The sequence below is a fragment of the Bacillus sp. FSL K6-0138 genome, from assembly GCF_037982765.1.
Classification (GTDB): domain Bacteria; phylum Bacillota; class Bacilli; order Bacillales; family Bacillaceae; genus Bacillus; species Bacillus glycinifermentans.
Genome location: NZ_CP150286.1, coordinates 399,929 through 421,676, shown reverse-complemented (window position 1 = coordinate 421,676; position 21,748 = coordinate 399,929). Strand labels below are relative to the sequence as shown.

Genomic DNA, 21,748 nt, shown 5'->3' with positions numbered 1-21,748 from the left:
CAAAAGAATAAAAAAAGCGCTTGAAGACACAATAACGATTAGATTAAGAGGGGTTGAAGCGATGAAAAAACAAGGAAATTTAAAATGGTGGCAGCTGTCAATGATCGGTGTCGGCTGCACGATTGGAACGGGATTTTTTCTAGGATCAAGCATCGCCATTAAGAAAAGCGGCTTTTCCGTATTAGCCGCTTTTCTTCTCGCTGCACTCGGAACGTTTCTCGTTTTTCAGCAGCTCGCCAAGCTTACGGCCGACCATCCTGTGGAAGGATCTTTTTGCTCTTATGCAAGGGAGGCGTTTGGCGACTGGGCCGGCTTTAGCAACGGCTGGGTGTACTGGTCATCCGAAATGCTGATTATCGGGAGCCAATTAACCGCGATCTCGCTTTTTACGCGCCATTGGTTTGAACAAATTCCGCTGTGGGTGTTTGCCTTCATCTACGCGATTCTCGGACTGATCATCATTTTCACGGGGCGGAGCAGCTTTGAAAAAACGGAACACATGCTGGCCGTCCTGAAAACGGCGGCGATTGTCATGTTTATCATCATTGCAGTCCTTGCCTTATGCGGAATGCTTCCCGGTGAAACGCCTGATGCGCAGCTTCCCGACCGTTTTCATGAAGTGTTTCCGTTTGGCTTCATGGGGCTTTGGACAGGTTTGATTTATACGTTTTACGCCTATGGCGGCATCGAGGTGATGGGGCTGATGGCGATCCATTTAAAGGATCCGAAAGAATCGGGCAAATCGGGCAGTCTGATGCTGGCCACGCTTGCTTTGATTTATGTCGTCTCTATCGGGCTTGCCATGCTCCTGATTCCGATCGGCGCGTTTACTGAAGAGAACAGCCCGTTTATTACGTCGCTTAAACCGTTCCATCTGGATGTGATCATGGATATTTTCAACGGAATTTTCATCATCGCGGGATTCTCAACTTTGACAGCTTCCCTATTCGCGGTGACGACGCTGATGGGAACGATGGCGAAAAACGGCGATGCGCCGGCCTGCTTTTCAAAAAAAGAAAAAGCGAAAGTGTCGTGGCCGGCGCTCGGGCTGACCGTCCTCGTCCTGGCAGCTTCGATCGTTCTGTCCCTCTTGCTTCCAAAGCAGCTGTACGAGCATATGACAACAGCGGCCAGCTTAATGCTGCTTTACAATTGGATATTTATTCTGTGCTCAAGCAAAAAGCTGACAAAACCGAAGCTGAAAGGAAACATTCAGATTATAGGGGCGCTTATCCTGATTTTATTCGCCGTATCAGGTACGCTATTTGAGAAAAACAGCAGACCGGGCTTTTTCGTCAGCCTGCTGTTTCTCGCCATCATCGCAATCGTGACGATGCTGTTGAAAAGAAAAAGGGCCCGCACGCGCTGACGGTCAGCGGGCCGGGCGAATCAGTGCATGAATTCCCTGGTAGCCGAAATATAAGCCGAAGACGATTAACGTAATGCCCGCGATCCACGATGTCACCAGCATCATTCTCGGGCTTAAATACGTTCTGAATGTCCCCGCCACAAAAGACATGGCCAGGTCCCATAAAAAAAGACCGATCAAAATGCCCGAGCTGCACAACAGGAGCTGATATGAAGCATATGTTTCAATCGTCTTCGCCAGGATGCTGCCGTAAATGCCGAGCCAAAACATAATGCTGAGAGGATTTGAAAGCGAAATAACCAGCCCGGATAAGAACGATTTACGGTAGGATTCTGTCTCCCTCCTGCCTCTCATGAGCGAGACTTCCTTTGCTTTGGCCAGGCTCTCAATTCCCGTATAGGTTAAAACAAAAAAACCGAACAGCCATAAAAACGTTTTTAAAAATGGCGCCGTTAAAAACTGAGCAACGCCAAAGTAAATCAGCGCCATGTACAAAACGTCGGCCGTCACGGCTCCTAAACCGAAAAGCCAGGCGTGGAAAAAACCGCCTTTCATGCCCCTGTCGATCTGCGCCGCATTGACCGGGCCGACCGGTGCGGCCAGAGACAGCCCTAAAAACACATAGCTGAGAAAAATGTTCAACATACCGCGCTCCCCCCTTCGCGATAACTTGTACAATGTATTCAAAAAGAGGGACGGTTAGAACACATCAAAAAGCCTTTTCCCAAGTTTTTAGGAAAAGGCTTTTTCCCTATAATCCGAGCTTTGACAGCACAAACGTCCAAATACAGATGATGAGAAGCAGTATGAGACTGTATTTTACCGTTTGGCTGAACAGTTTTGATTCCCGGCCTGTTTCTTTAACCGCCGCAGTAGCAATCGCAATCGACTGCGGAGAAATGAGCTTCGCCATCACCCCGCCGGCCGTATTTGCGGCAAGGAGAAGGGCCGAACTCGTACCGATCTGCGCTCCTGTGACAGCCTGCAAATGGCCGAACAGAGCGTTATTGCTGACAACCGATCCGGTGATGAAAACGCCGATCCAGCCCAGTACGGGACTGACGAACGGGAAAACGTCCCCCGCTTTTGCAAGAGCCAATCCGATCGAAGAGCTTAGCCCGGCGTAGTTAGCCAGGTTGGCAAACCCCATGACAAAACAGATCGTCATAATCGGCAGCCACAATTCCCGGCCTGTTTCCTTCAGACAGGACAGCCCGCCCCGGAAATTGATGTTTCGGCTGAACAAAATCGTGATGATCACCGCAATCAAAATGGCGGTCCCCGTCGCTGAAATCAAGTCAAGCTTCAGCACGGCATCAAGCGGTGCCGCCTGCGCTGCAATCGGCGGGGTTTTCAGAATTTCCTGATGCAGAAAAGGCATCTTTAATAAAACCGTTGTCTGCTTGAGCAAGCCGCCGTCTTGAAACAGCGCTTTAAAAGCTGGAAGGCTCCACAGGGCAATGACGCCCGTCAGGATGTAAAACGGAGACCAGGCTTTTGCCACCTCTCCCCAGCTGTATTTGACAGCGGGCTCCTGTTCGTTCCCGTCTTCCCTGTAGATCCGGCGCGGCTGCCATTTTCTGAGGAACAGCGCGAGAGCTCCCATGCTGATTAATGCCGCCAAAATATTGGCCAGCTCAGGACCGAGCACAATCATTGTAAACGTCTGTACCGCCGTATAGCTTCCGCTTACAACGAGAAGGGCGGGCAGCGTTTCTTTAATGCCCCTGAACCCGTCCAAAATGAAAACGAGCAGGAACGGGACGAAAAATGTGATCCCCGGAAGCATCCAGGCGAGTGTGCCGGAAAGTTCGAGAGGGGTCAAATCCCCCATCTGCGCTCCCGTAATGACCGGTATACCGATCGCTCCGAACGCGCCTGATGCCGCGTTTGCGATTAAACAGAGAGAGGCCGCTTTCAACGGTTTAAAACCGAGTTCCACAAGCAGGACCGCACTGATTGCGATCGGCACTCCGAAGCCTGCGGCTCCTTCCAAAAAAGCATTAAAGCTGAACCCGATCAGAAGCAGTTGAAGCCGCTGATCGGATGAAATGCCGGCAATGCTCGCCCTGATGACCTTAAATTTTCCCGTTTTGACAGAAATCTTATAAAGCCAAACAGCCATCAGCACGATATATCCGATTGGCCACAGCCCGCTTGCGATTCCGAGAAAAACGGCGGAAATCGCTTTGGCTACCGGCATGTGAAAACAGAACACCGCTACAATAAAGCTGACCGCAAGGGTTAAAAATGCTGCGAGAATTCCTTTCATTTTAAACACGGTCAGCGCCAAAAGAAAGAATAAAATCGGCAGGGTTGCAACTAAAGCGCTGATATATTCATTCCCAAACGGATCGTAAACCTGCTGCCACATCGTCATCAGCCCTCTTCTATGTCTTTTTTAGTTAAGCAAAATGAGGTTTTAAAATACCTTTCAGCACGCCTGCACTATGCTTGAATTGCTCTTTTTCTTTTTCGTTCAGCTCCAGCTCAATCACTTTTTTGACCCCGCTGCGGCCGACGACCGCCGGAACGCCGATATATACATCATCTTCTCCGAATTCGCCGTCAAGATACGTGCTGACGGTTAAAATCGCGTCTTCGTTGCGGAAAATCGCTTTTGTGATGCGCGCCAGGCTCATGGCTACGCCGTAGTATGTCGCACCTTTTTTCTCAATGATCTGGTAAGCCGCATTTTTCACATCTTCAACCAGTTCATCTAGCTCTTCCGCTTTGTAGTTCTCATTCTTTTTCAAAAGCTCGCTCACAGGAACCCCGGCAATATTCGCATGGCTCCAGACAGGAAGCTCCGTATCACCGTGTTCGCCGATGATATAGCCGTGAACGTTGTGGGCAGCGGCGCCGAAGTACTCGCTCAGCATGTATCGGAACCGGGCAGTGTCAAGAGTCGTACCGCTTCCGATCACCCGTTCTTTCGGAAGGCCGCTGAACTTCCACGTAGCATAGGTCAGGATGTCGACCGGGTTTGTAGCAACGAGGAAAATTCCGTCAAATCCGCTTGCCATGACTTCTCCGATGATTCCTTTAAAAATCTTAAGGTTTTTCTCGACCAAATCAAGCCGTGTTTCGCCGGGCTTTTGGTTCGCTCCCGCACAAACGCAGACAACATCAGCGTCTTTGCAATCTTCATATGTGCCGTACCACGTTCTTACAGGATGGGGCGCAAATGCTTTTCCATGGTTTAAGTCCATAACATCGCCCATTGCTTTGTCTTTATTTAAATCAATAATCACGAGTTCATCTGTGATTCCTTGGTTAATTAACGTAAATGCATAGCTGCTGCCTACAAAACCAGCACCGATTAAAACTGTACGATTGACTTTTTGGTTAGCCATTATTCATCATCCTTTGCCGTTAGTTTTAATTCTAAGTTGTTTGTGAAGTATTTCACATTTATATTGTGCAATACTTCACATACTTTTTCAAGACTTATGCATTTTTATTTTTGTCTTTTTTGTGTCTCTGCTCATTTTCTCCTTAAACTTAAACATTTTCTGGAAAAGTTACCTTTTGTGTTCATTATTTTGCCCAAAAATTTTACTGATCATCCATTAGTATCCACACGGTGAATAAAGAGGCTGTTTGTACGAGCCCAGGCAGTTGGGCAATATGAAGGCCGGAAAGTTTTCATTCAAAAAACCACATGGTTAGACATGCCTGTGATATATTATTTTCGTTGCACATTTTTGCTGAAGGGCTCAGCTTTCGGCATTCTATTACCAAATACATTCGTTTCAACGGCAAAATCGGTTGGAATGCGATAGAAACACGCGGAGGGTAAAATATGAATCAAAAAACAAAAAGACGCAATGTGACGATTGCATTGATGGTCGCCACTTTTTTGGCGGCAATCGAGGGCACGATCGTCAGTACGGCGATGCCGACCATCGTGAGCGACTTGGGCGGGATTAAGTTGATCAGTTGGGTGTTTGCCGCCTACTTGCTGACATCTGCGATCACGACGCCGATATATGGCAAGCTCGCAGATTTGTACGGGCGCAAGATCATATTTACCATTGGGACGATTATCTTTTTGATCGGCTCGATGATGTCAGGCGCGGCTCATACGATGACCGAATTGATTTGTTTCCGTGCTTTGCAGGGCATCGGGGCAGGAGCGGTTTTGCCGACGACCTTTACCATTATCGGTGACATCTATTCGTTTGAAGAACGCGCCAAAATTCAAGGGTTGTTCAGCGCCATCTGGGGCATATCAGGCATTCTCGGGCCGCTGGCGGGCGGCTCGCTGGTCGACAACATTTCCTGGCGCTGGATTTTTTACTTTAACCTGCCGTTTGGCATCGCTTCAATCATTATGATCTGGATCTTCTTACAAGAGAAATTTGAAAAGAAAAAGAAACACATCGATTACTTAGGGGCTATTACGTTTACGATCGGCATGGCTTCCCTTCTATACGCTTTTATCAGCGCCGGATCAATCTATCCGTGGAATTCGTGGAAGATCATCGGCCTGTTTGTCATCGCGGCGATCGCGCTCATCGCCTTCATTTGGATCGAAGCAAAGTCTCCGGAACCGATGCTGCCGCTGAAGCTGTTTCGCATCCGCGAGATTTCCGTTTCCAACCTGGCGAGCTTTTTAATCTCTGTGATTTTGATCGGCATCACGACTTATTTGCCGATGTGGATGCAGGGAATTTTCGGAGTTGGCGCGACAAACTCCGGGCTGACGCTGACGCCGATGTCGATCGGCTGGCCGATCGGGGCGACCATTGCCGGACGGCTGATGCTGAAGCTCGGTTCGCGTAATACTTCTACGATGGGCTTGGCATTTCTGATCATCGGTTCGACCGGTCTGGCGCTGGCAACGATTCACACACCGCATTGGTTCTTTGTCGCAGCGATGCTGGCGGTTGGATTGGGCTTTGGCTTCTCGATGACTTCCTTTACGGTATCCGTACAGTATGCTGTCGGCTGGAACATGCGCGGAGCTGCCACCGCTTCGAACACGTTTGTGCGGACGCTCGGCCAAACGGTCGGTGTCGCGATTCTGGGAACGCTATTCAATAACTCTATTGCGGGCTACATGACCTCGCACGCGGCAGGAGCAAACAACCTCGACATGAACAAACTGCTGAATCCCGAGACGGCCCGGCACATTCCCGAATCCATGCTGTTAATGATGCGGGAAGGCCTGGTATCCGGCTTGCACAGCATTTACCTCGTCCTGTTCTTCGTCGCAGCGGCCGGACTGATCGTCGTATTCTTCTTGCCAAAGAAGCAGCAGCAGCAAATACAGAAAAAAGCGAGTTAATAAAACACAGTGATCAGCCTTTTAGTCGGGACTGTCAATAAGGATCAGGGCAATATCCTATCCATCAGGGCGCATCATCTGCCGGCGGGCACGATTGCGTAAGTTTAGCTCCAAGCGGCCCAGACCGAAATATGCACACTGATGGCTGGAGTAATTCCGTGACAAGCGGAATATCACGATGTATGACTAAGAAAATGATGGGGACGACCTTGCTCCCCATCATTTTAAATTTTAAAAAATTCAAACTTTTATCTGTGAGTAAAGCTGACAAAAATACTGCCAACCCCCGTTCATTTTGTCATCATAAATTTTAAGAATTTATTGATGGGGAGTGTTGCAAGTGAAATTGGCGGATTTGAGAAAGAGCGGACACGCTCCTTCTCTGCTATCATCTTTTTTGTATTTCGATGTCAGCTTTATGATTTGGGTCTTGCTCGGCGCGCTCGGCGTTTATATTACGGCTGATTTTGACCTTTCGCCGTCCCAGGTAGGATTGATCGTCGCCATCCCGACTCTGGCCGGCTCGGTTTTCCGAATCGTATTAGGCATCTTAACAGACCGCTTCGGCCCGAAAAAAACAGCTGTCTGCGGAATGCTCGTGACGATGATTCCTCTCTTGTGGGGATGGCTGTTCGGTTCTACCGTTGTTGAATTGTATATGATCGGCATTTTGCTGGGGGTAGCGGGGGCCAGCTTTTCAGCTTCCCTGCCGATGGCGAGCCGCTGGTACCCTCCGCATCTGCAAGGTCTTGCCATGGGGATCGCCGGGGCGGGTAACAGCGGCACGCTGCTTGCCACCCTGTTCGGTCCGCGCATCGCTGAACATGCCGGCTGGAACGGTTTGATGGGACTGGCGCTCATTCCTTTAACGCTCGTTCTCATCAGCTACTTACTGATGGCCAAGGAGCCGCCGAACCAGCCTGCCCCTAAGCCTGTAAAAGACTACTTCACCGTCTTTAAAGAAAGGGACACCTGGTATTTCTGCCTTTTATACAGTGTCACATTCGGGGGCTTTGTCGGCCTTTCTAACTTTTTGAGCTATTTTTTCGCGTCACAGTATTCCGTGCCACCGGTGAGGGCCGGGGAGTTCGTCACCCTTGTCGTAGCATCGGGCAGCTGCCTTCGCCCTGTCGGCGGATTGATCGCCGATAAAATAGGCGGCGTGCGCCTGCTGCAAGTTTTGTTCATCGGAGTGGCTCTTTGTATGTTCACGGTCAGTACGCTGCCGTCGCTTACGGTCGTCACAACCGCATTGTTTATCGGCATGGGCTGTCTTGGCATGGGGAACGGCGCCATTTTTCAGCTTGTGCCCCAGCGCTTCCAAAAAGAAATCGGGATGGTGACGGGAATCGTCGGGGCCGCCGGGGGAATCGGAGGGTTCTTTCTCCCAAATATCCTCGGAACGCTAAAACAAGTCACAGGCACTTATTCGAGCGGGTTCCTCACATTTTCCGCGATTGCTTTTATTGCATTGGGACTGCTTTTGTTTGCTCAAACAGGGTGGAAAAAACAATGGAAAGCCGCCGGTAAATCGATTCGAATTTAATAGAAAAGCCGTTATGCGAGTTCCTGGCATAACGGCTTTTTTGCTTAATACGGGCCCCAGCCCGTCAACACTCCGATGCAGATGAACACCAGTCCGATTACGAACCAGATCAAAGCGAGAGGAACCATGAACCTGAGCCATTTCACATAGGGGATGCCGCTTGCGGCCAATACGGCCATCAGCACGCCCGATGTCGGATTGATGCAGTTGACGACGCCCTCGCCGAGCATCACGGCTTCGACGGCAACCTGTCTCGTAATGTTCATCAGGTCGGCAAGCGGGGCAAGAATCGGAATAAAGACAACCGCCTCGCCTGATCCCGAGGAAATGAGAAAATGCAGAAGACCGCTGGCAATATACATGCCGACCGCACCGGCCACAGGGCTGAAGCCGTCCAACAGACTGGCCAGTCCGTTGACAACGGTATCAAGCAGCCTCCCCTGTTCAAGGATAACCGAAATCGTCCTTGCCATACCAACGATCAATGCTCCGTATACAAGGCTTTGACAGCCGTTGATAAACGTTTTAGCGATGTCGTTAGCCTTCATGCCCCCGATCATCCCCGCGGCAATGGAGATAAAAATAAACATGCCCGTATTTGATTATCCGTCCAGCCAAGCTTCAAAGCTCCGTACAAAAAGCCGAGCAGCGACAGTCCGGCTACGGTTAAGATCAGCTTATGGCGCCGGGTAAATGAGGCCTGTCCCATGTTCGCCTCGCTGCCAAGCCCTCTTCCAGGAAACCAGTCCTTGCCGAGAATGCTCGCTTCAGGCGATTTTTTTAATTTTCTCGTGTACAAATAAATGTAGATCAGACTTGAAATGACAAAACACAAGTATATCGCAATCCGCAAACCGAGGCCTGAAAACAATGGGAGGTCGGCGATCTTTTGCGAAAGTCCGAGCGGCGAAGGCGATAATATCGTCGCATTGAATCCGGCGTAGCAGCCGATATAGATGACGGCAGCCCCGGCCGCCGCGTCCCATTTCAACGACCTTGCAACGATAATGCCGAGCGGGATAAAGCCGATGACGGAATTTACGACGACCCCCGTCGTTCCGAGAATCGAGAAAAGTCCGCCGACAATGCAGATGAACAGCAGCTGCTTCGTTCGGAAACGGCTGATGACATGGTGGATTAAGCCGCCGACGGCCCCCGTTTTTTCTAAAATGGCGAGCGCTCCGCCGGTGAATAAAATTAAGAAAATAATCGATGAAGACCCGACCATTCCTTCCTGAATCGCCGTAAAAAAGCTTACAATCCCTACCGGGGACTGATCTACCGCATGATAGCTCCCGGGTACGGCGGTCGTGACTTCGCCTTTTGTCACTCTGTCAAACTCCCCGGCGGGAATGATGTAAGTCGCAAGAGCGCAGACGACAGCCACCATAAACAGCAGCACATACGCATCAGGCATTTTCAATCGAAACGGTTTCTTCTTAGTCGAGGGCGGTGTTTTGACAGCTGGCACGTTCATATGTTCCATCTCCTCTTTACATGAATATCAAAACATTTTTCTCAAATATTCAATTATTCAGAAAAATCTGTACGTGTGCTATATTATAGACAACCTTATTCCGGGGTTTCAATATGTTTTTAATTAAAAGTATTAGATAAAACAATACAGGAGGTTTGACGATGGCATTAACGGACTCTATCAAACAAAAGATGATCAGCATTTTTGAACACCTTCACAATCATCCTGAAGTCAGCTGGAAAGAATACGAAACAACGGCATTTCTCAAAAAGCAGTTGGAAGAAAATCGATGCCGAACACAAACATTTGCGGACTGTACCGGTGTCATCGGCGAAATCGGCGAGGGGTCTCCAGTCGTCGCCGTCAGGGCCGATATTGACGCCCTCTGGCAGGAAGTCGACGGAACGTTTCAGGCAAATCATTCCTGCGGGCATGATTCCCATATGACGATGGCACTCGGGACATTAATGACCCTGAAAGAGCAAACAGAGCTGCCGAAAGGAACGATCCGCTTCATCTTTCAGCCTGCTGAAGAAAAAGGCGGAGGGGCTTTGAAAATGATCGAAAAAGGGATTCTCGACGATGTCGATTACCTTTACGGCGTTCATGTCCGCCCTGTGCAGGAAACGTTGAACGGAAGGTGCGCTCCTGCGATTTTGCATGGCGCAAGCTGCCACATTGAGGGTACGGTCATCGGCGAAGAAGCCCACGGCGCCCGTCCGCATCTCGGGAAAAACAGCATCGAGATTGCGGCGACGCTCGTCCACAAACTCGCCCACATCCATATCGACCCGATGACGCTGCATACCGTTAAAATGACAAAGCTTCAGGCCGGCGGAGAAAGCTCCAATATCATTCCGGGCAAAGCCAGCTTCAGCCTTGACCTAAGGGCTCAGACGAACGAAGCAATGGAAGTCCTTGAGAGGGAAACAGAAATAGCCTGCCAAGCCGTGGCTGACTCATTCGGAGCAACCATCGAACTGCATAAAGAAGACAGCCTCCCGGCAGCCGTTAAAAACGAAGCGGCGATCGCCATCATGGCAGAGGCGATCAGCAGCGTAATCGGCGCAGGGAACCTCGATAAGCCGCTCGTTACAACAGGAGGAGAAGATTTTCATTATTATTCTGTGAAGCGCCCTCATCTAAAGGCGACGATGCTCGGGCTCGGCTGCGGCCTTACACCCGGCCTTCATCACCCGATGATGACCTTTGACAGGGACGCCATGTTTACCGGAGCTGACATTTTAGCCGAAGCGGTGCTGAAGACGTTTGAAAAAATCGGAAATGAAATGGAGGTCAGCATCGGCTAAGTTTACGAAAAAAACCTCTCAGCCGGAGCTGAGAGGTTTTGTTTATTTCTTCAGATCTTCAATGGAGTTGACGTTTTCCATATACTTCGGCACGACAAGCCCCATCTTTACGCCTGTCAGGCTTGTGCCGACGTCGTCATATTTGCCTTTGTACTTAGCCGCGTATGCTCTGTGGGTGTTTGGCAGCCAAGCTGACAGGGAAGCATCCGCGCTGCCGGTTGCAATGGCCGTCCACATCGGCCCTGCTTCGACCTGGGTCAATTTCACATTGTAGCCCAAATCCTCGAATACTTTTCCGACAACGTTTGTGCTGGCAATTTCGCTGTCCCATGCGACATAAGCGAGGTTGATTTTGTCTCCCTTCACTTTTTTGACGCCTTTTGTCCACTCAGCGATCTGATCGCGGTGCTTTTTCACATAGCTGGCCGCCGCTTTTTTCGGATCTGTTCCGTTTTCTACTTGAATCATCACTTCCGCCATGTCATCTTCCGTCCATTTGAACTGGCTGAGAAGCTTAGCCGCATTAGGCTGTTCTTTTCCAAAGCCTTTGCGGGTAATCGTATGAATCTGCTCCGCAGTACCGTACGATTTTTTAGGGTCGTCCAAATATTTCAGATCATATCTCGAGAACATCCAATGCGGGGTCCAGCCCGTGATAATGATCGGCTTTTTTCTGTCGTATTTTTTCTTTAGCGTGGCGGTCATCGCCGCGCCTGACGATTTGATGACCGTCCAGTCATCGAGCTTGTAATCTTTTATCGCCTTATCGGTAAGCGCCATGATTCCGGAGCCAGGGTCGATCCCGATGATTTTGTGATTGACCTGTTCTCCGGCCGTAGCATTCTCATCCGCTGTTGGAGCACAGGCCGCAAGCGAGAAGAACAGAGCGGCGGCAGTGCCGATGCCGATGATTTTTTTCAACATCAGGCATTCCTCCTCGTCTTCTTCACCCGGATATTTTGCGTAATGCGATCCAATGTAATCGCGACAATCACGATTGCGATTCCGGCTTCAACACCTACGCCGGTCTTGAGCTGTGTAACCGCGCTGTATACTTTTTCTCCGAGGCCCGGCGCCCCGACCATAGCTGCAATAACAACCATTGACAGCGCCAGCATGATGCTTTGGTTGATACCCGCCAAAATCGTTTTTGCGGCGAGCGGCAGCTGCACTTTAAACAATCGCTGCGACGTTGTAGAGCCGAATGCCTCTGTCGCTTCGATCAAATCTTCCGGCACCTGCTGAATACCGAGAACCGTCATGCGGATCGTCGGCGGCATTGCAAAAATAACAGAAGCGACAACGCCCGGCACAACTCCGATATTAAAGAAAAAGATCGCAGGAAGCAGGTATACAAAAGCCGGCATTGTCTGCATTAAGTCCAAAATCGGCGTCACAATCCGGCGAACCGTATTTTGCTGGGACGCCCAGATGCCGACCGGCACACCAACAATGATCGAGATGACCACAGATGTGACGACGAGCGCCAACGTTTGAAGCATAGGGTCCCAATAGCCAAGGTAATCGATAATAAGAAAACCGATTAATGTGAAAAGTGCGATCCCCCGCGTACTGATAAACCAAGCGACGGCAGCGAAAATGACGATAAGCAAAATAGATGGAATGGCTCCCAATCCGATGACAATGCCGTCAACGATACTCTCAAGCCCGTTGGCGATCCCGTCAAACACTCCGCCAAAGGTTAAGGTCAGCCAATCAACAAAACGGTCAATGATTTCTGCTAATGGAATTCTAGGCAGTGCACTCATCTTAGTTCACCTCCTCAACGATGACATCTTCTTCAGATGCGCTTTGTTCGTTTGGCAAGTTGATATATTGGTCGTCTCCGGCAAGAGCGCCGATCAATGCGCCTCTTACGACAATGCCCTTCATTCTGTTTTTGTCGTCCACTACGGCAATCGGAATGTTGGCATCAGAGACAAGCTCGAAAATCTCCGTCAATACCGTATCTTCATGAACGGTCGTCATTTCTTTCTGAAGAACGGATTCCAAATCGGCTCCTTTTTCGGCCGCTTTTTTGGCGGATTCTGCAGAAATGACGCCCAACAGCCGTTTATGTTTATCTACGGCATAGATAGACGAGATCCCCAGGTTTTTCATGAGCGTCAGCGCAACCCTCGGACCTTTGTCGATGCGGACCGTTTCGGCCCGTTTCATAATATGTCCGGCGGTTAACACTTTCGATAAATCGACATCTTCTACGAAACGTTCAACATATTCGTTTGACGGATTCATTAAGATTTCTTCAGGAGTGCCGATCTGCACGATGTTTCCGTCTTTCATCAGTGCGATTCTGTCGCCGATTCTGAGCGCTTCGTCAAGATCGTGCGTAATAAAAATGATCGTCTTCCCGACAGAATCGTGAAGCTCGAGCAGTTCATCCTGCATATCTTTTCTGATCAGCGGATCAAGCGCGCTGAACGCTTCGTCCATCAGCAAAATATCGGGATCGTTTGTCAGCGCACGGGCAAGGCCGACGCGCTGCTGCATTCCTCCGCTCAATTGGTCGGGAAATTGATCCTCATACCCTTCAAGTCCGACAAGACGAAGGGATTCAAGCGCTTTTTGCCTTCTCGTTTCTTTATCAACACCCTGCAGTTCCAAACCGTATTCCGTATTATGGAGAATCGTGCGGTGGGGAAATAAAGCAAACTTTTGAAAGACCATGCTGATTTTTTTACGCCGCACCTCGCGCAGCTGTTCCTTTGACATATTTGTTATCATGTCACCATCAATGTATATTTCCCCAGCGGTCGGTTCAATCAACCGATTCAGCATTCTCACTAAAGTGGATTTTCCGCTTCCTGATAGACCCATGATGACAAATATCTCTCCGTCGTATACATCAAAGTCAGCCTGATTGACTCCAACGGTCGCACCGGTTGCTTTTAAAATCTCTTTTTTTGTTTTTCCATTCGCCAGCATCTGCGCGGCTCTTTTTGTCTGCTTCCCGAAAATCTTAGATACTTTATTGACTTTAATTTTTATATTTTTATCTTCTACACTCATTCTATCCCTCCATTTTAAAGCATCCTTTTAACCGTAACATGTTTTTACCGTTTCATTCAAACAGCATATTCAGCTTAAATTGTACAAACTATACTGATAAGGTATTTCCATAGTCAATAAAAGCTATAAATACTCCAAAATCCTCCTATATACTTATAAATCCTCCTTGAGTGATAAAAAACGCAAGAAGTTACAAACAGGCCAAAACGCTTAAACTGAGCCTATTCTCACCAGTTTTGACTATTACCATGCCTCATCATTATAGTATTGCTTCCGATTAACGTTTTATGAAAATATTTATGATTGATGCTTAGAACAAAAAGCCGTCCTTTACACGGACGGCTCCTTCTCTCATGATCCACTCAGCGCGGCCCTTTTCATATTGTTCTGAAGCTCCAAAATGCGCTTGGATCCTTCTTCCCGCAGGCGCTTGTTTTCTTCTTCAATCTGCTTTGTCTCCTGCATTCCTTTGACAATCGTATTCCACGATTGTTCGATCGTTTCAATGTCAATGCTTGGTCTGCCGGACATTCTCGCGATTTCCACGGATTGATTTGAAATGTTTTCAGCGTTGCGCTTCAGCATTTCATTTGTACGGCGGTCGAGTTCGCTCATTGAATCGGCGACAAGCTTTTGCCGCTTAGCCGTAACAGCCTGGATGATGCCGTTTTTGAAAATCGGAATCGTAATGATGAACGCGGAGTTGATTTTTCCGATCAGCTTCGTGTTTCCGCGCTGAAGCAGACGAATCTGCGGCGCCGTTTGAATGGCGACCATCCTCGCCATATCCAGGTCGTAGACGCGTTCTTCCAGCGCCTGAACGCCGCCCTTCAGCGTATCAAGCTCCATCTGCGCCATCTGGTTGCCGCTTGCCGCTTGCGCTTCATATTGAGGGATAAGCTGCTTCAATTCTTCGATTTTCATCTGGCCGGCTACGACGTATTTTTCAAGCTCAACATAATAATTAAGGTTGTTCTCATACATTTCGTCGAGCGTGATCGTCGACTTTGTCATTTCATCCTTATATTTCGAGATCTCGACGTTAATTTTTTCAATTTCACCGCCAAGCGTTTGATATTTTTTAAAGATTTTCTCGATCATGCTGTTTCCGCGCTTGAAGATTTTCGACAGCAGGCCTTTCGGTTCTTCAAAATCGTTTTTGTCAAAGCGGTCCATGATTTTTCCGAGCTGCGATAGCATAGCCCCGGAATCTGTCACGCTGTTTGTTCTCATCATCGAGAGGATGCGGTCTGAGAACTTGGAAATCTCCTGTGCCGGTTCCTTCCCGAATTCCAAAAGCGCCACCTGGTTTTTGACGTCAATCTGCTGGGCGAGGCTTTGCACCTCCGGCTCCTGGCGCAGCTTGGCGCGGATATCCTCCGCTTTTTCAATTGAAATTTCTTCTTTGTCGATGTTAACGAGGCTTGTTTCCGTTGTATTTGCCATTTGGATGGCCCCCTTGTTAGAAAATTTTATTGATGAACTTCCGTACGATTGACGGCTCTTTGAATTCCTGATTAAAGGACATCTCATCAAGCCAATGAGTGTCAAACTGCTGGTCTTCAATATAATGGTCGATACATTTGTAACCGGGCGGATTATAAACGATGATATCGATGCCGATTTCGTTTAACAAGAGCAGCGCCGCGGCGTCCGAACGCGATAATGCACCCGTCTGTTCGGTATGGTACAGAATCAGCTTCGGCACGGTCTGCGCATAGTCAAACGTTTGGATCAGGTTCAACAGCGAAGAAGGGAGATTGACGGCCTGAGTGAACAAATAAAGCTTGACATCCGCTTCGCTTTCGCCGTTTTGCGGCAGGAGCTTTGCGTGTTTGCACAATCTCGAAATGGCCTGTGCGATGCCTTCCTGAATTCCCTCCGGCAAATGCTTGCAGCGCCAAATATTGCTCTCCTTTAGACGGACGGGATCGATTTGCCCCGTCTGATCGAGGGCATGGCTGTAATGGAACTGATAATTGGCTTTTACCTCCTCTGTAAACGGGAAGCGCCTGATCGTATGGGACTCCTTGTACCCGGTCAATGTCTGCAGCCGGTCCCAGTATTCTTTTTCATTGGCGGTAATGCCCATAATCATCGCAAACAAATTCGGAATCTCGACAGTTGCATTGTCCGCCCGGAAATTCGGCCGGATAAACGCGCGTTCTTTCGCAATTAAAAACAGCTCATCATATGTTGTCTTCAGCGTCACGGAGACCGGCGTGTGCTCCCTGAATTGCCAAGGTTTATACATCATGGACTCTTCATTGTGGAGCACGCTGTCCAATTCCTTCGTCGACCGGTATGCCACCGTTGATTTTCGCTGCGGCTTTTCCGTCGGGAACGGTTCAGGTGCCGATGTTCCCGGATACGCGTATACAAAAGAGAACCTTTGATCCGGGTCGATCTCGTTAAATTGATCCTTTCCTTCCGGATGAAAAATCAGTACATCGCACCCGATGAGCATCAAATAATATAAAAAATAGAGCTGGCTTTTCGTGGCGTCTCCGTACCAAATAACGCGCGGCATTCCTTTCTCAATATCGGCATCTTTCAGCCAAGGTTCAAGATGATTCCCCATCCATTTCACAAGATCCAAAAGAATCCTGCGAAAATCGGGGTGATTGAAGCCTTGCTCATGGTGAGACTGAAAAGTTTTCAGCACATCGATAAAAGCTTTTCTCAAATGCCTGTGCATCCCGGGATGGGGATGTTTCACAATAAGCTGCTCTCCGTCCAGAAAGGCGGCAAACCGGTTGACCGACAACCCTTTTTCCTTCTGGTTGATCATATGGATGTGCTGGATGGCCTGAAACCTTTTCTGATCGATCGTCTTATCCAGCGTCTCGCTTAAAACGTGAACGTCCGGCGATTCGTACAGCTCATGCAAACCAATATAGTAATCTGTTTCATCGTGCGGCGTCCCGAGAATCCGGCCCGCAACGTTGGCGATCGTTAATTGGCCGCCTGTTTCATAAGGGGTTCTTTCTGAAAGCGGCTGATGGATCACCTGTTTCCATTCATCATCTTTGATCGGTGTCCTTTGAATATTCACCTGCTGATTCATAGTGCTTCGCTTCCCCCCCTTTTTCCGCTAGATGCTCATTGCTTGTGCCGAAAACGGCGCACATGCCGGCCCGTGTCACAGCATAGGTCGTCCCAAACTTTCTGATCGTTCCTGCGGGGAAATCGTGCACTCTTTTGCGAAGCGTTGATGAGTCGATTCCCCATTCTTCACAGGCCTGCTGGGAACTGAGAATCTCACGGCTGGTAAGATCGATTATTTTAATCATAACTGATCATCCTAGAATATGGTTTGATTTCTTCGTTCACAATGCGCTCTGTGATTTCATCCGCCGCCTTCATGCCCCAATGCGCCGTCGCATGGAGATCAGGGTGGTGATGCAGCACCTCTCCGTGAGCGGGCGAAACACCGCAGTCAGCTTGGGCGATCAGCTCAAAATCGAGCAGCGAATCGCCCGCCGCATAAACCTTATCGATGTTCAGCTCACACTTCAAATAATCGACCGCTTTCCATTTATTCAGCGGCTCCGGGATAAAATAGAGCTTCCTACCTTGCAGGGACGCCTGCCACCCTTTCTCGGCGGCCCACGCTTTTGCATAAGCGGCGTCGATTCCGCTGATGCCTTCTTCGCTCAAAATCAAATAAACAAAATAATGGTGAGCCGTCCGGATTCGTTCCACTGATCGCGATAATGGAAGCTTTCCGATTTCCTCACATATGTCTTCGATCGGCGTGCAAGATTGAAGCCGGCTTTCGATAAAGTTTGACCATTCCCGAATCGGGCGGCCGTTCTTTAAAATGCAGGCTCCATTGGTCGTAATCGCGTATTCAGGAATGACGTCTTTTTGAAAAAACGCAATTCGCTCATATTGTTCTGTCGTCCGGGTCGTAACCGGGATAAAATACATGCCTTGATTGATCCTGCGCAGATTTGCGGCCGTCGCGGCCGATATATAGGAAATCTCTTTGCCGCCGAGGGTTTCGATCAGTTCATAGCCGGCAGATGCGCCGTATGCTTCAATCATTTTTTTTGAATAAATCAATGTTCTGTCCAAATCGCTTGCAAAAGCTTTCATTTGCCCCTCCCGACCGGACGGATCAATCCGCAGCAGCTGTAAGACATATCGGTATATTCCTCAATTGGAACGCCCCTCTCTTCTGCAAGGAGCATGATATGCTTGAGCCTTTGCCTCGAACCGGGCTGAATTAAGATCTTCCAGGGCACTCTCCGCAGCAATACCCTCGTCGTCTCACCCACTCCGGGTTTGATGAAATTCGTGTTATCAATTCCGAAGTCGTTCTGAATGCTTTTAATTGCTGCCAGGCCGCGCCAATCGGGCTCCTCTCTTTTTTTGAGAAACCGCGCGGCCGTTTCTGCGGCTTGTTTTTCAGCGGCGGGAAATTCAGCGGCAATCGTGTCGACATAGAGATTTGAGACATCTTCCTCTCGCAAGTCCGCGTAATATTTCGCGCCGTGAAAATCTTCTTTTCCGATCCATTTCCCGTTTAAAACGGTTCTGCTGACAAGACCCGATACGGTGGAATTCAAACAGGCGCTCGGAATGAGGAAATCCTCCCTCGTTCCAAACAAAGATGAACAATAACCCGGATCGGCAAGAACCGCGAGCTCTGCGGAAAGCTCAGTGCCGTTTGCTTCATTAAAAGTTCTTACTGCACGCGTCAATTCGTTTGTAATCGCACCCTTACCCGTCCAGCCGTCTATAAATGCAACCTTATATCCGGGATGATGACGGAGGATATAGCGCAGGGCGTTTTCGTCAATTCCCCTGTCCCTGATAATCGAGATGCTGTAGTGGGGAAGAGCGATTTCGTATTTACGTTCAATATAGCGTTTAATGAGGACGCCGATTGGCGTACCGGCCCGCGCCAGACTGCAAAGCACGGTATTCAGCCCCCGCGTCTGGACGATTTGTTCAGCGACAGCCCCGACGGCCTCCGCCACTTTGCGTTTTCCTTCTTCAAGCGAAGCGTAAAACAGCTTCATGTACTCCTCGGTCGGTTTATACTCGGCAGGGAGCATTTCAGAATAATGCGTGCCGCCTTGAATCAGGCTTTCCCTTTCACGCGTGCCTTTTTCAATCGAAATGCCTGACAGGTCTTTTAAAAGAAACGTCACATCCGACTCGGGATAGCTCCCCATTCTTGCAGCAACATCAGCCATGACGATCACTCCCTTTGGAAAACGTCACAACGGTGACACTGTTAATTTGCCGATCGCTGAAAATACGAAGCATCGGCAGCAAAGACCGCGCAGAAACGGATTTTTCGATAAATACAAACGCTTCGTCATAACCCCGTTTCGGAAGGTTATAGATAAAATGCTTCACAGTCTCATTTTCCGGGTTTGGAAAGCCGAAGCCGTTCTTAACGGCGTACCCTTCTTCACCAGACGGATGTATCGGGCTTCTTGTCGTTGAATGATAGAAAACGTGTTCACCCATAAGAGACGCGATTTTCATCGGAAGATACATAAATTCGCCCGTTCCCAGGCACAGCACGCGCTTTCCTTTTCGCAGGGCATTGAGTCGTTCGGCCGCTTTTTGACATGCGTCTTCGACTCCGCGCTTATCGCCTGCAGCAAGTCCGAAACGGCCTGTCTCTTTGACAAATGGAGCAGCCCCTGCTTGTTCTGAAAGATGCGGAAGCGCCGTGAAGCAATCGCTGAGGTCGATCCAGCTGACAGAGACGTCTTCTTCGTCACCGTGCGGCCGATCATCGTATAACGATTGGTCAAGCGTTTTCCCTTGAAATGCGACAGCTCCCGATAATAAAGCGCTCGTCGAAATGGTCACACCCAGTTCAGCTTCCGCTTTCCTGAATTCTTCTTTATGTTCACTTGACCGCCAGTCTAATAGAGAAAGAACGGCATACTCCCTGCGCGGATGCTTTTTCTGAATATCCCTGATGATGTTCAGCACCGTCTTGCCGGTTGTGAGTTCATCGTCTACGAGAACCACGGGCCTCCCGGCAGCGGAGAAAATAGGTTCTTCCGTGTAGCAGAGCTGATCAACAGCGTGGGAATGCTCTTCTTCAAACGTCAAGACGGGATCGGCGTCTTTTAACGTTTCTCTCGTCGTATGGATAAAGGAAGCACCTTCAATAGAGTCGTACACACCATGGCCGAGAGCAGTCGCCGTCTCTGCAAAGCCGATGACAATCGGAGAGACCGGCAGCGAAAGCCGCTGTTTTTTGAGAAGGTCGCAGGCCTTTTTCATGCTCTCATGATCCTCTGCCAAAAATCCTTTGATCACTTCCTCCTTTATATCTGTCATCAGGCCGAATGTTCTTTCCGCATACTCGATCGCCAACAGCCCTGAAGCGAGCAGCGGCTTCAAAGGACTTGCCGGAATGTGCTTGCCGAGTACCTTGCTGACAAATAAAAAACCCCTCTTTTTATTGACCCTGGCCGCCATTTCAAATAGCGCCTCGGGAGGAATAGACAGCGGATTGTCGGCAACCGACAGGTCAACTTCCATATGATCCAAGATTTGAAAGCGGCGGTTTGTCTGCCGTAAGGATGTCAATGTAGCTGCGGTTTTCATGATACACCCCGTATATTTCAGATTTTAAAAGTATTTTTTTCGCCCAGCTTAAGTGCGGCTTGATTTCGTTCATCTTATTGGAAAAAGAGCTTTTCACAATGCCGCGCGTGCCGTCGGCGCTTTCGACTATGCTTAAAGCATCCAAATACTCTTCGATTGAAATGACATGCAGGCTTTGCACAGCTCTTATATGGGTCGGGTGAATCACGGTTTTGCCGTGAATGCCGTTGGCCAGGTCAAGAAGCGTTTCATTGATCAATCCGTCCGTATACGGATTGAGACCTTCGTCTGTAAGCCCCTCCCAACCAGAAGTCCGCTGCGGAAAAGAGCCGGCCGTTTTCGAGGAATCTTCAAAATACTCCCAGACGGGTCCGGATATGACAAACTGTAAGCCGAAATAATTGATCATATCTTTAATAAAATCAGCAATGACCCAAATGTCATAAATGGTAGTCTGCGGTTTCCGCCGCAACCCGTACAACCCGCACAGATCGGTGGCGCCGATCCGTATGTTCAGGATGACATCCTGGTAGAAGACGAGCGTCGATTTTAGTTCCTCCAGCGCCTTTCTTCTCGTTTCCATGGCAAGTAAATCCGGGGTTTCAAAAATAGGCATTCCGTACAGTGTAATGCCTGATTCTTTCGACAATTTAGTTAGAGTATCAAGATAGTGCTCAGCATTGAACGTTGAAAATTTAGGAAATACAAACCCGGTAAACAGGTGAAGCGCCCTTCCAAGCTTATTGCCTAATTCAAGCATTTGTTCAGGCTCACGCACGCGGATGAACATCAGCGGAAGCACATCGGGATCTATGTGCCGCAATTTTTGAGCCTGATAAATGATGTCGGCTTGGCTGACAAGATTGTTTTCAGCCTGTAGAACTTCACAGTCGCCGATCGAATCCTCAAGACAGAAAACAACGGAGCATAGGGCGGGATATTTTCGCTTTATGATCATGTCTGCGATGTCACTGCGGTTTCCCGGCACATAAAGCGTAGCCCCGAGCGCATACTCGAGTATGTGTTTCGGGGAGTCCTTCGTCACTATGCCAGGCTGTTTGAAAAAGACATTTTCTTTTTGAGAGGCCGATAAAAAATCAAAGTACTGCAAATGGATCACCTTCTTTAGCTAAAG

General features: G+C 49.0%; 17 protein-coding genes and 1 pseudogene. 4 read left to right on the top strand and 14 right to left on the bottom strand.

What is annotated here, in order from left to right:
* Positions 1–61: 61 nt before the first annotated feature.
* Positions 62–1,369: an amino acid permease gene (locus tag MHB78_RS02455; RefSeq protein ID WP_046130895.1), complete on the top strand. Its 1,308-nt coding sequence runs from the start codon at positions 62–64 to the stop codon at positions 1,367–1,369.
* A gap of 3 nt (positions 1,370–1,372) precedes the next feature.
* Here the strand turns inward: MHB78_RS02455 and MHB78_RS02450 are convergent, their stop codons facing one another.
* The 3 genes from MHB78_RS02450 to MHB78_RS02440 all read right to left on the bottom strand — a co-directional run bounded on the left by MHB78_RS02450 (position 1,373) and on the right by MHB78_RS02440 (position 4,725).
* Positions 1,373–2,011: a LysE family translocator gene (locus MHB78_RS02450; RefSeq protein WP_046130917.1), complete on the bottom strand. Its 639-nt coding sequence runs from the start codon at positions 2,009–2,011 to the stop codon at positions 1,373–1,375.
* 109 nt (positions 2,012–2,120) lie between these two features.
* Positions 2,121–3,743, bottom strand: a complete 1,623-nt coding sequence (locus MHB78_RS02445) for an L-lactate permease (protein ID WP_046130894.1) — start codon at positions 3,741–3,743, stop codon at positions 2,121–2,123.
* Positions 3,744–3,774: 31 nt separating this feature from the next.
* Entirely contained in the window at positions 3,775–4,725 is a 951-nt protein-coding gene (locus MHB78_RS02440) for an L-lactate dehydrogenase (protein WP_046130893.1), read from the bottom strand.
* 449 nt (positions 4,726–5,174) lie between these two features.
* Here MHB78_RS02440 and MHB78_RS02435 point away from each other — a divergent pair, with 449 nt between their 5' ends.
* Together MHB78_RS02435 and MHB78_RS02430 are read left to right on the top strand one after the other, a co-directional pair.
* The gene (locus MHB78_RS02435; protein WP_046130892.1) at positions 5,175–6,662 is read left to right on the top strand and encodes an MDR family MFS transporter; all 1,488 of its coding nucleotides are present in this window, start codon (positions 5,175–5,177) and stop codon (positions 6,660–6,662) included.
* A 340-nt stretch (positions 6,663–7,002) separates the two neighbouring features.
* Complete coding sequence (locus MHB78_RS02430; protein ID WP_046130891.1) at positions 7,003–8,208, top strand: nitrate/nitrite transporter; 1,206 nt, start codon at positions 7,003–7,005, stop codon at positions 8,206–8,208.
* Between the two features lie 44 nt (positions 8,209–8,252).
* Here the strand turns inward: MHB78_RS02430 and MHB78_RS02425 are convergent.
* A pseudogene (locus MHB78_RS02425) lies at positions 8,253–9,685 on the bottom strand (YfcC family protein).
* Between the two features lie 161 nt (positions 9,686–9,846).
* Between MHB78_RS02425 and MHB78_RS02420 the strand changes: the two are divergent.
* Positions 9,847–10,995 carry a M20 peptidase aminoacylase family protein gene (locus tag MHB78_RS02420; RefSeq protein ID WP_046130890.1) on the top strand — a complete coding sequence of 383 codons (1,149 nt, stop codon included), beginning with the start codon at positions 9,847–9,849 and terminating at the stop codon, positions 10,993–10,995.
* Positions 10,996–11,037: 42 nt separating this feature from the next.
* On the opposite strand, the gene MHB78_RS02415 is transcribed toward MHB78_RS02420, so the two are convergent.
* From MHB78_RS02415 to MHB78_RS02370, 10 genes are all read right to left on the bottom strand, one after another.
* Entirely contained in the window at positions 11,038–11,919 is an 882-nt protein-coding gene (locus MHB78_RS02415) for a glycine betaine ABC transporter substrate-binding protein (protein WP_046130889.1), read from the bottom strand.
* A complete protein-coding gene (gene opuAB / locus MHB78_RS02410) occupies positions 11,919–12,764 on the bottom strand; it encodes a glycine/proline betaine ABC transporter permease subunit OpuAB (protein WP_046130888.1) in 846 nt (281 codons plus the stop codon). The genes MHB78_RS02415 and opuAB overlap by 1 nt, the downstream gene beginning before the upstream one ends.
* A gap of 1 nt (position 12,765) precedes the next feature.
* Positions 12,766–14,025 carry a glycine/proline betaine ABC transporter ATP-binding protein OpuAA gene (opuAA, locus tag MHB78_RS02405; protein WP_046130887.1) on the bottom strand — a complete coding sequence of 420 codons (1,260 nt, stop codon included), beginning with the start codon at positions 14,023–14,025 and terminating at the stop codon, positions 12,766–12,768.
* A 351-nt stretch (positions 14,026–14,376) separates the two neighbouring features.
* Positions 14,377–15,471 carry a toxic anion resistance protein gene (locus tag MHB78_RS02400; protein WP_046130886.1) on the bottom strand — a complete coding sequence of 365 codons (1,095 nt, stop codon included), beginning with the start codon at positions 15,469–15,471 and terminating at the stop codon, positions 14,377–14,379.
* 16 nt (positions 15,472–15,487) lie between these two features.
* Positions 15,488–17,092 carry a YceG family protein gene (locus MHB78_RS02395; protein WP_046130885.1) on the bottom strand — a complete coding sequence of 535 codons (1,605 nt, stop codon included), beginning with the start codon at positions 17,090–17,092 and terminating at the stop codon, positions 15,488–15,490.
* Positions 17,049–17,318, bottom strand: a complete 270-nt coding sequence (locus MHB78_RS02390) for a helix-turn-helix domain-containing protein (protein ID WP_046130884.1) — start codon at positions 17,316–17,318, stop codon at positions 17,049–17,051. The genes MHB78_RS02395 and MHB78_RS02390 overlap by 44 nt, the downstream gene beginning before the upstream one ends.
* A complete protein-coding gene (locus MHB78_RS02385) occupies positions 17,311–18,126 on the bottom strand; it encodes an HAD family hydrolase (RefSeq protein ID WP_046130883.1) in 816 nt (271 codons plus the stop codon). The genes MHB78_RS02390 and MHB78_RS02385 overlap by 8 nt, the downstream gene beginning before the upstream one ends.
* Positions 18,123–19,232, bottom strand: coding sequence for a cysteine protease StiP family protein (locus MHB78_RS02380; RefSeq protein ID WP_046130882.1), 1,110 nt, complete (start codon positions 19,230–19,232; stop codon positions 18,123–18,125). Before MHB78_RS02380 ends, MHB78_RS02385 begins: the two co-directional genes overlap by 4 nt.
* Positions 19,225–20,547 carry a phosphoribosyltransferase family protein gene (locus MHB78_RS02375; RefSeq protein WP_046130881.1) on the bottom strand — a complete coding sequence of 441 codons (1,323 nt, stop codon included), beginning with the start codon at positions 20,545–20,547 and terminating at the stop codon, positions 19,225–19,227. The genes MHB78_RS02380 and MHB78_RS02375 overlap by 8 nt, the downstream gene beginning before the upstream one ends.
* Positions 20,537–21,724, bottom strand: coding sequence for an HpcH/HpaI aldolase/citrate lyase family protein (locus tag MHB78_RS02370; protein ID WP_046130880.1), 1,188 nt, complete (start codon positions 21,722–21,724; stop codon positions 20,537–20,539). The genes MHB78_RS02375 and MHB78_RS02370 overlap by 11 nt, the downstream gene beginning before the upstream one ends.
* Positions 21,725–21,748: the final 24 nt, after the last annotated feature.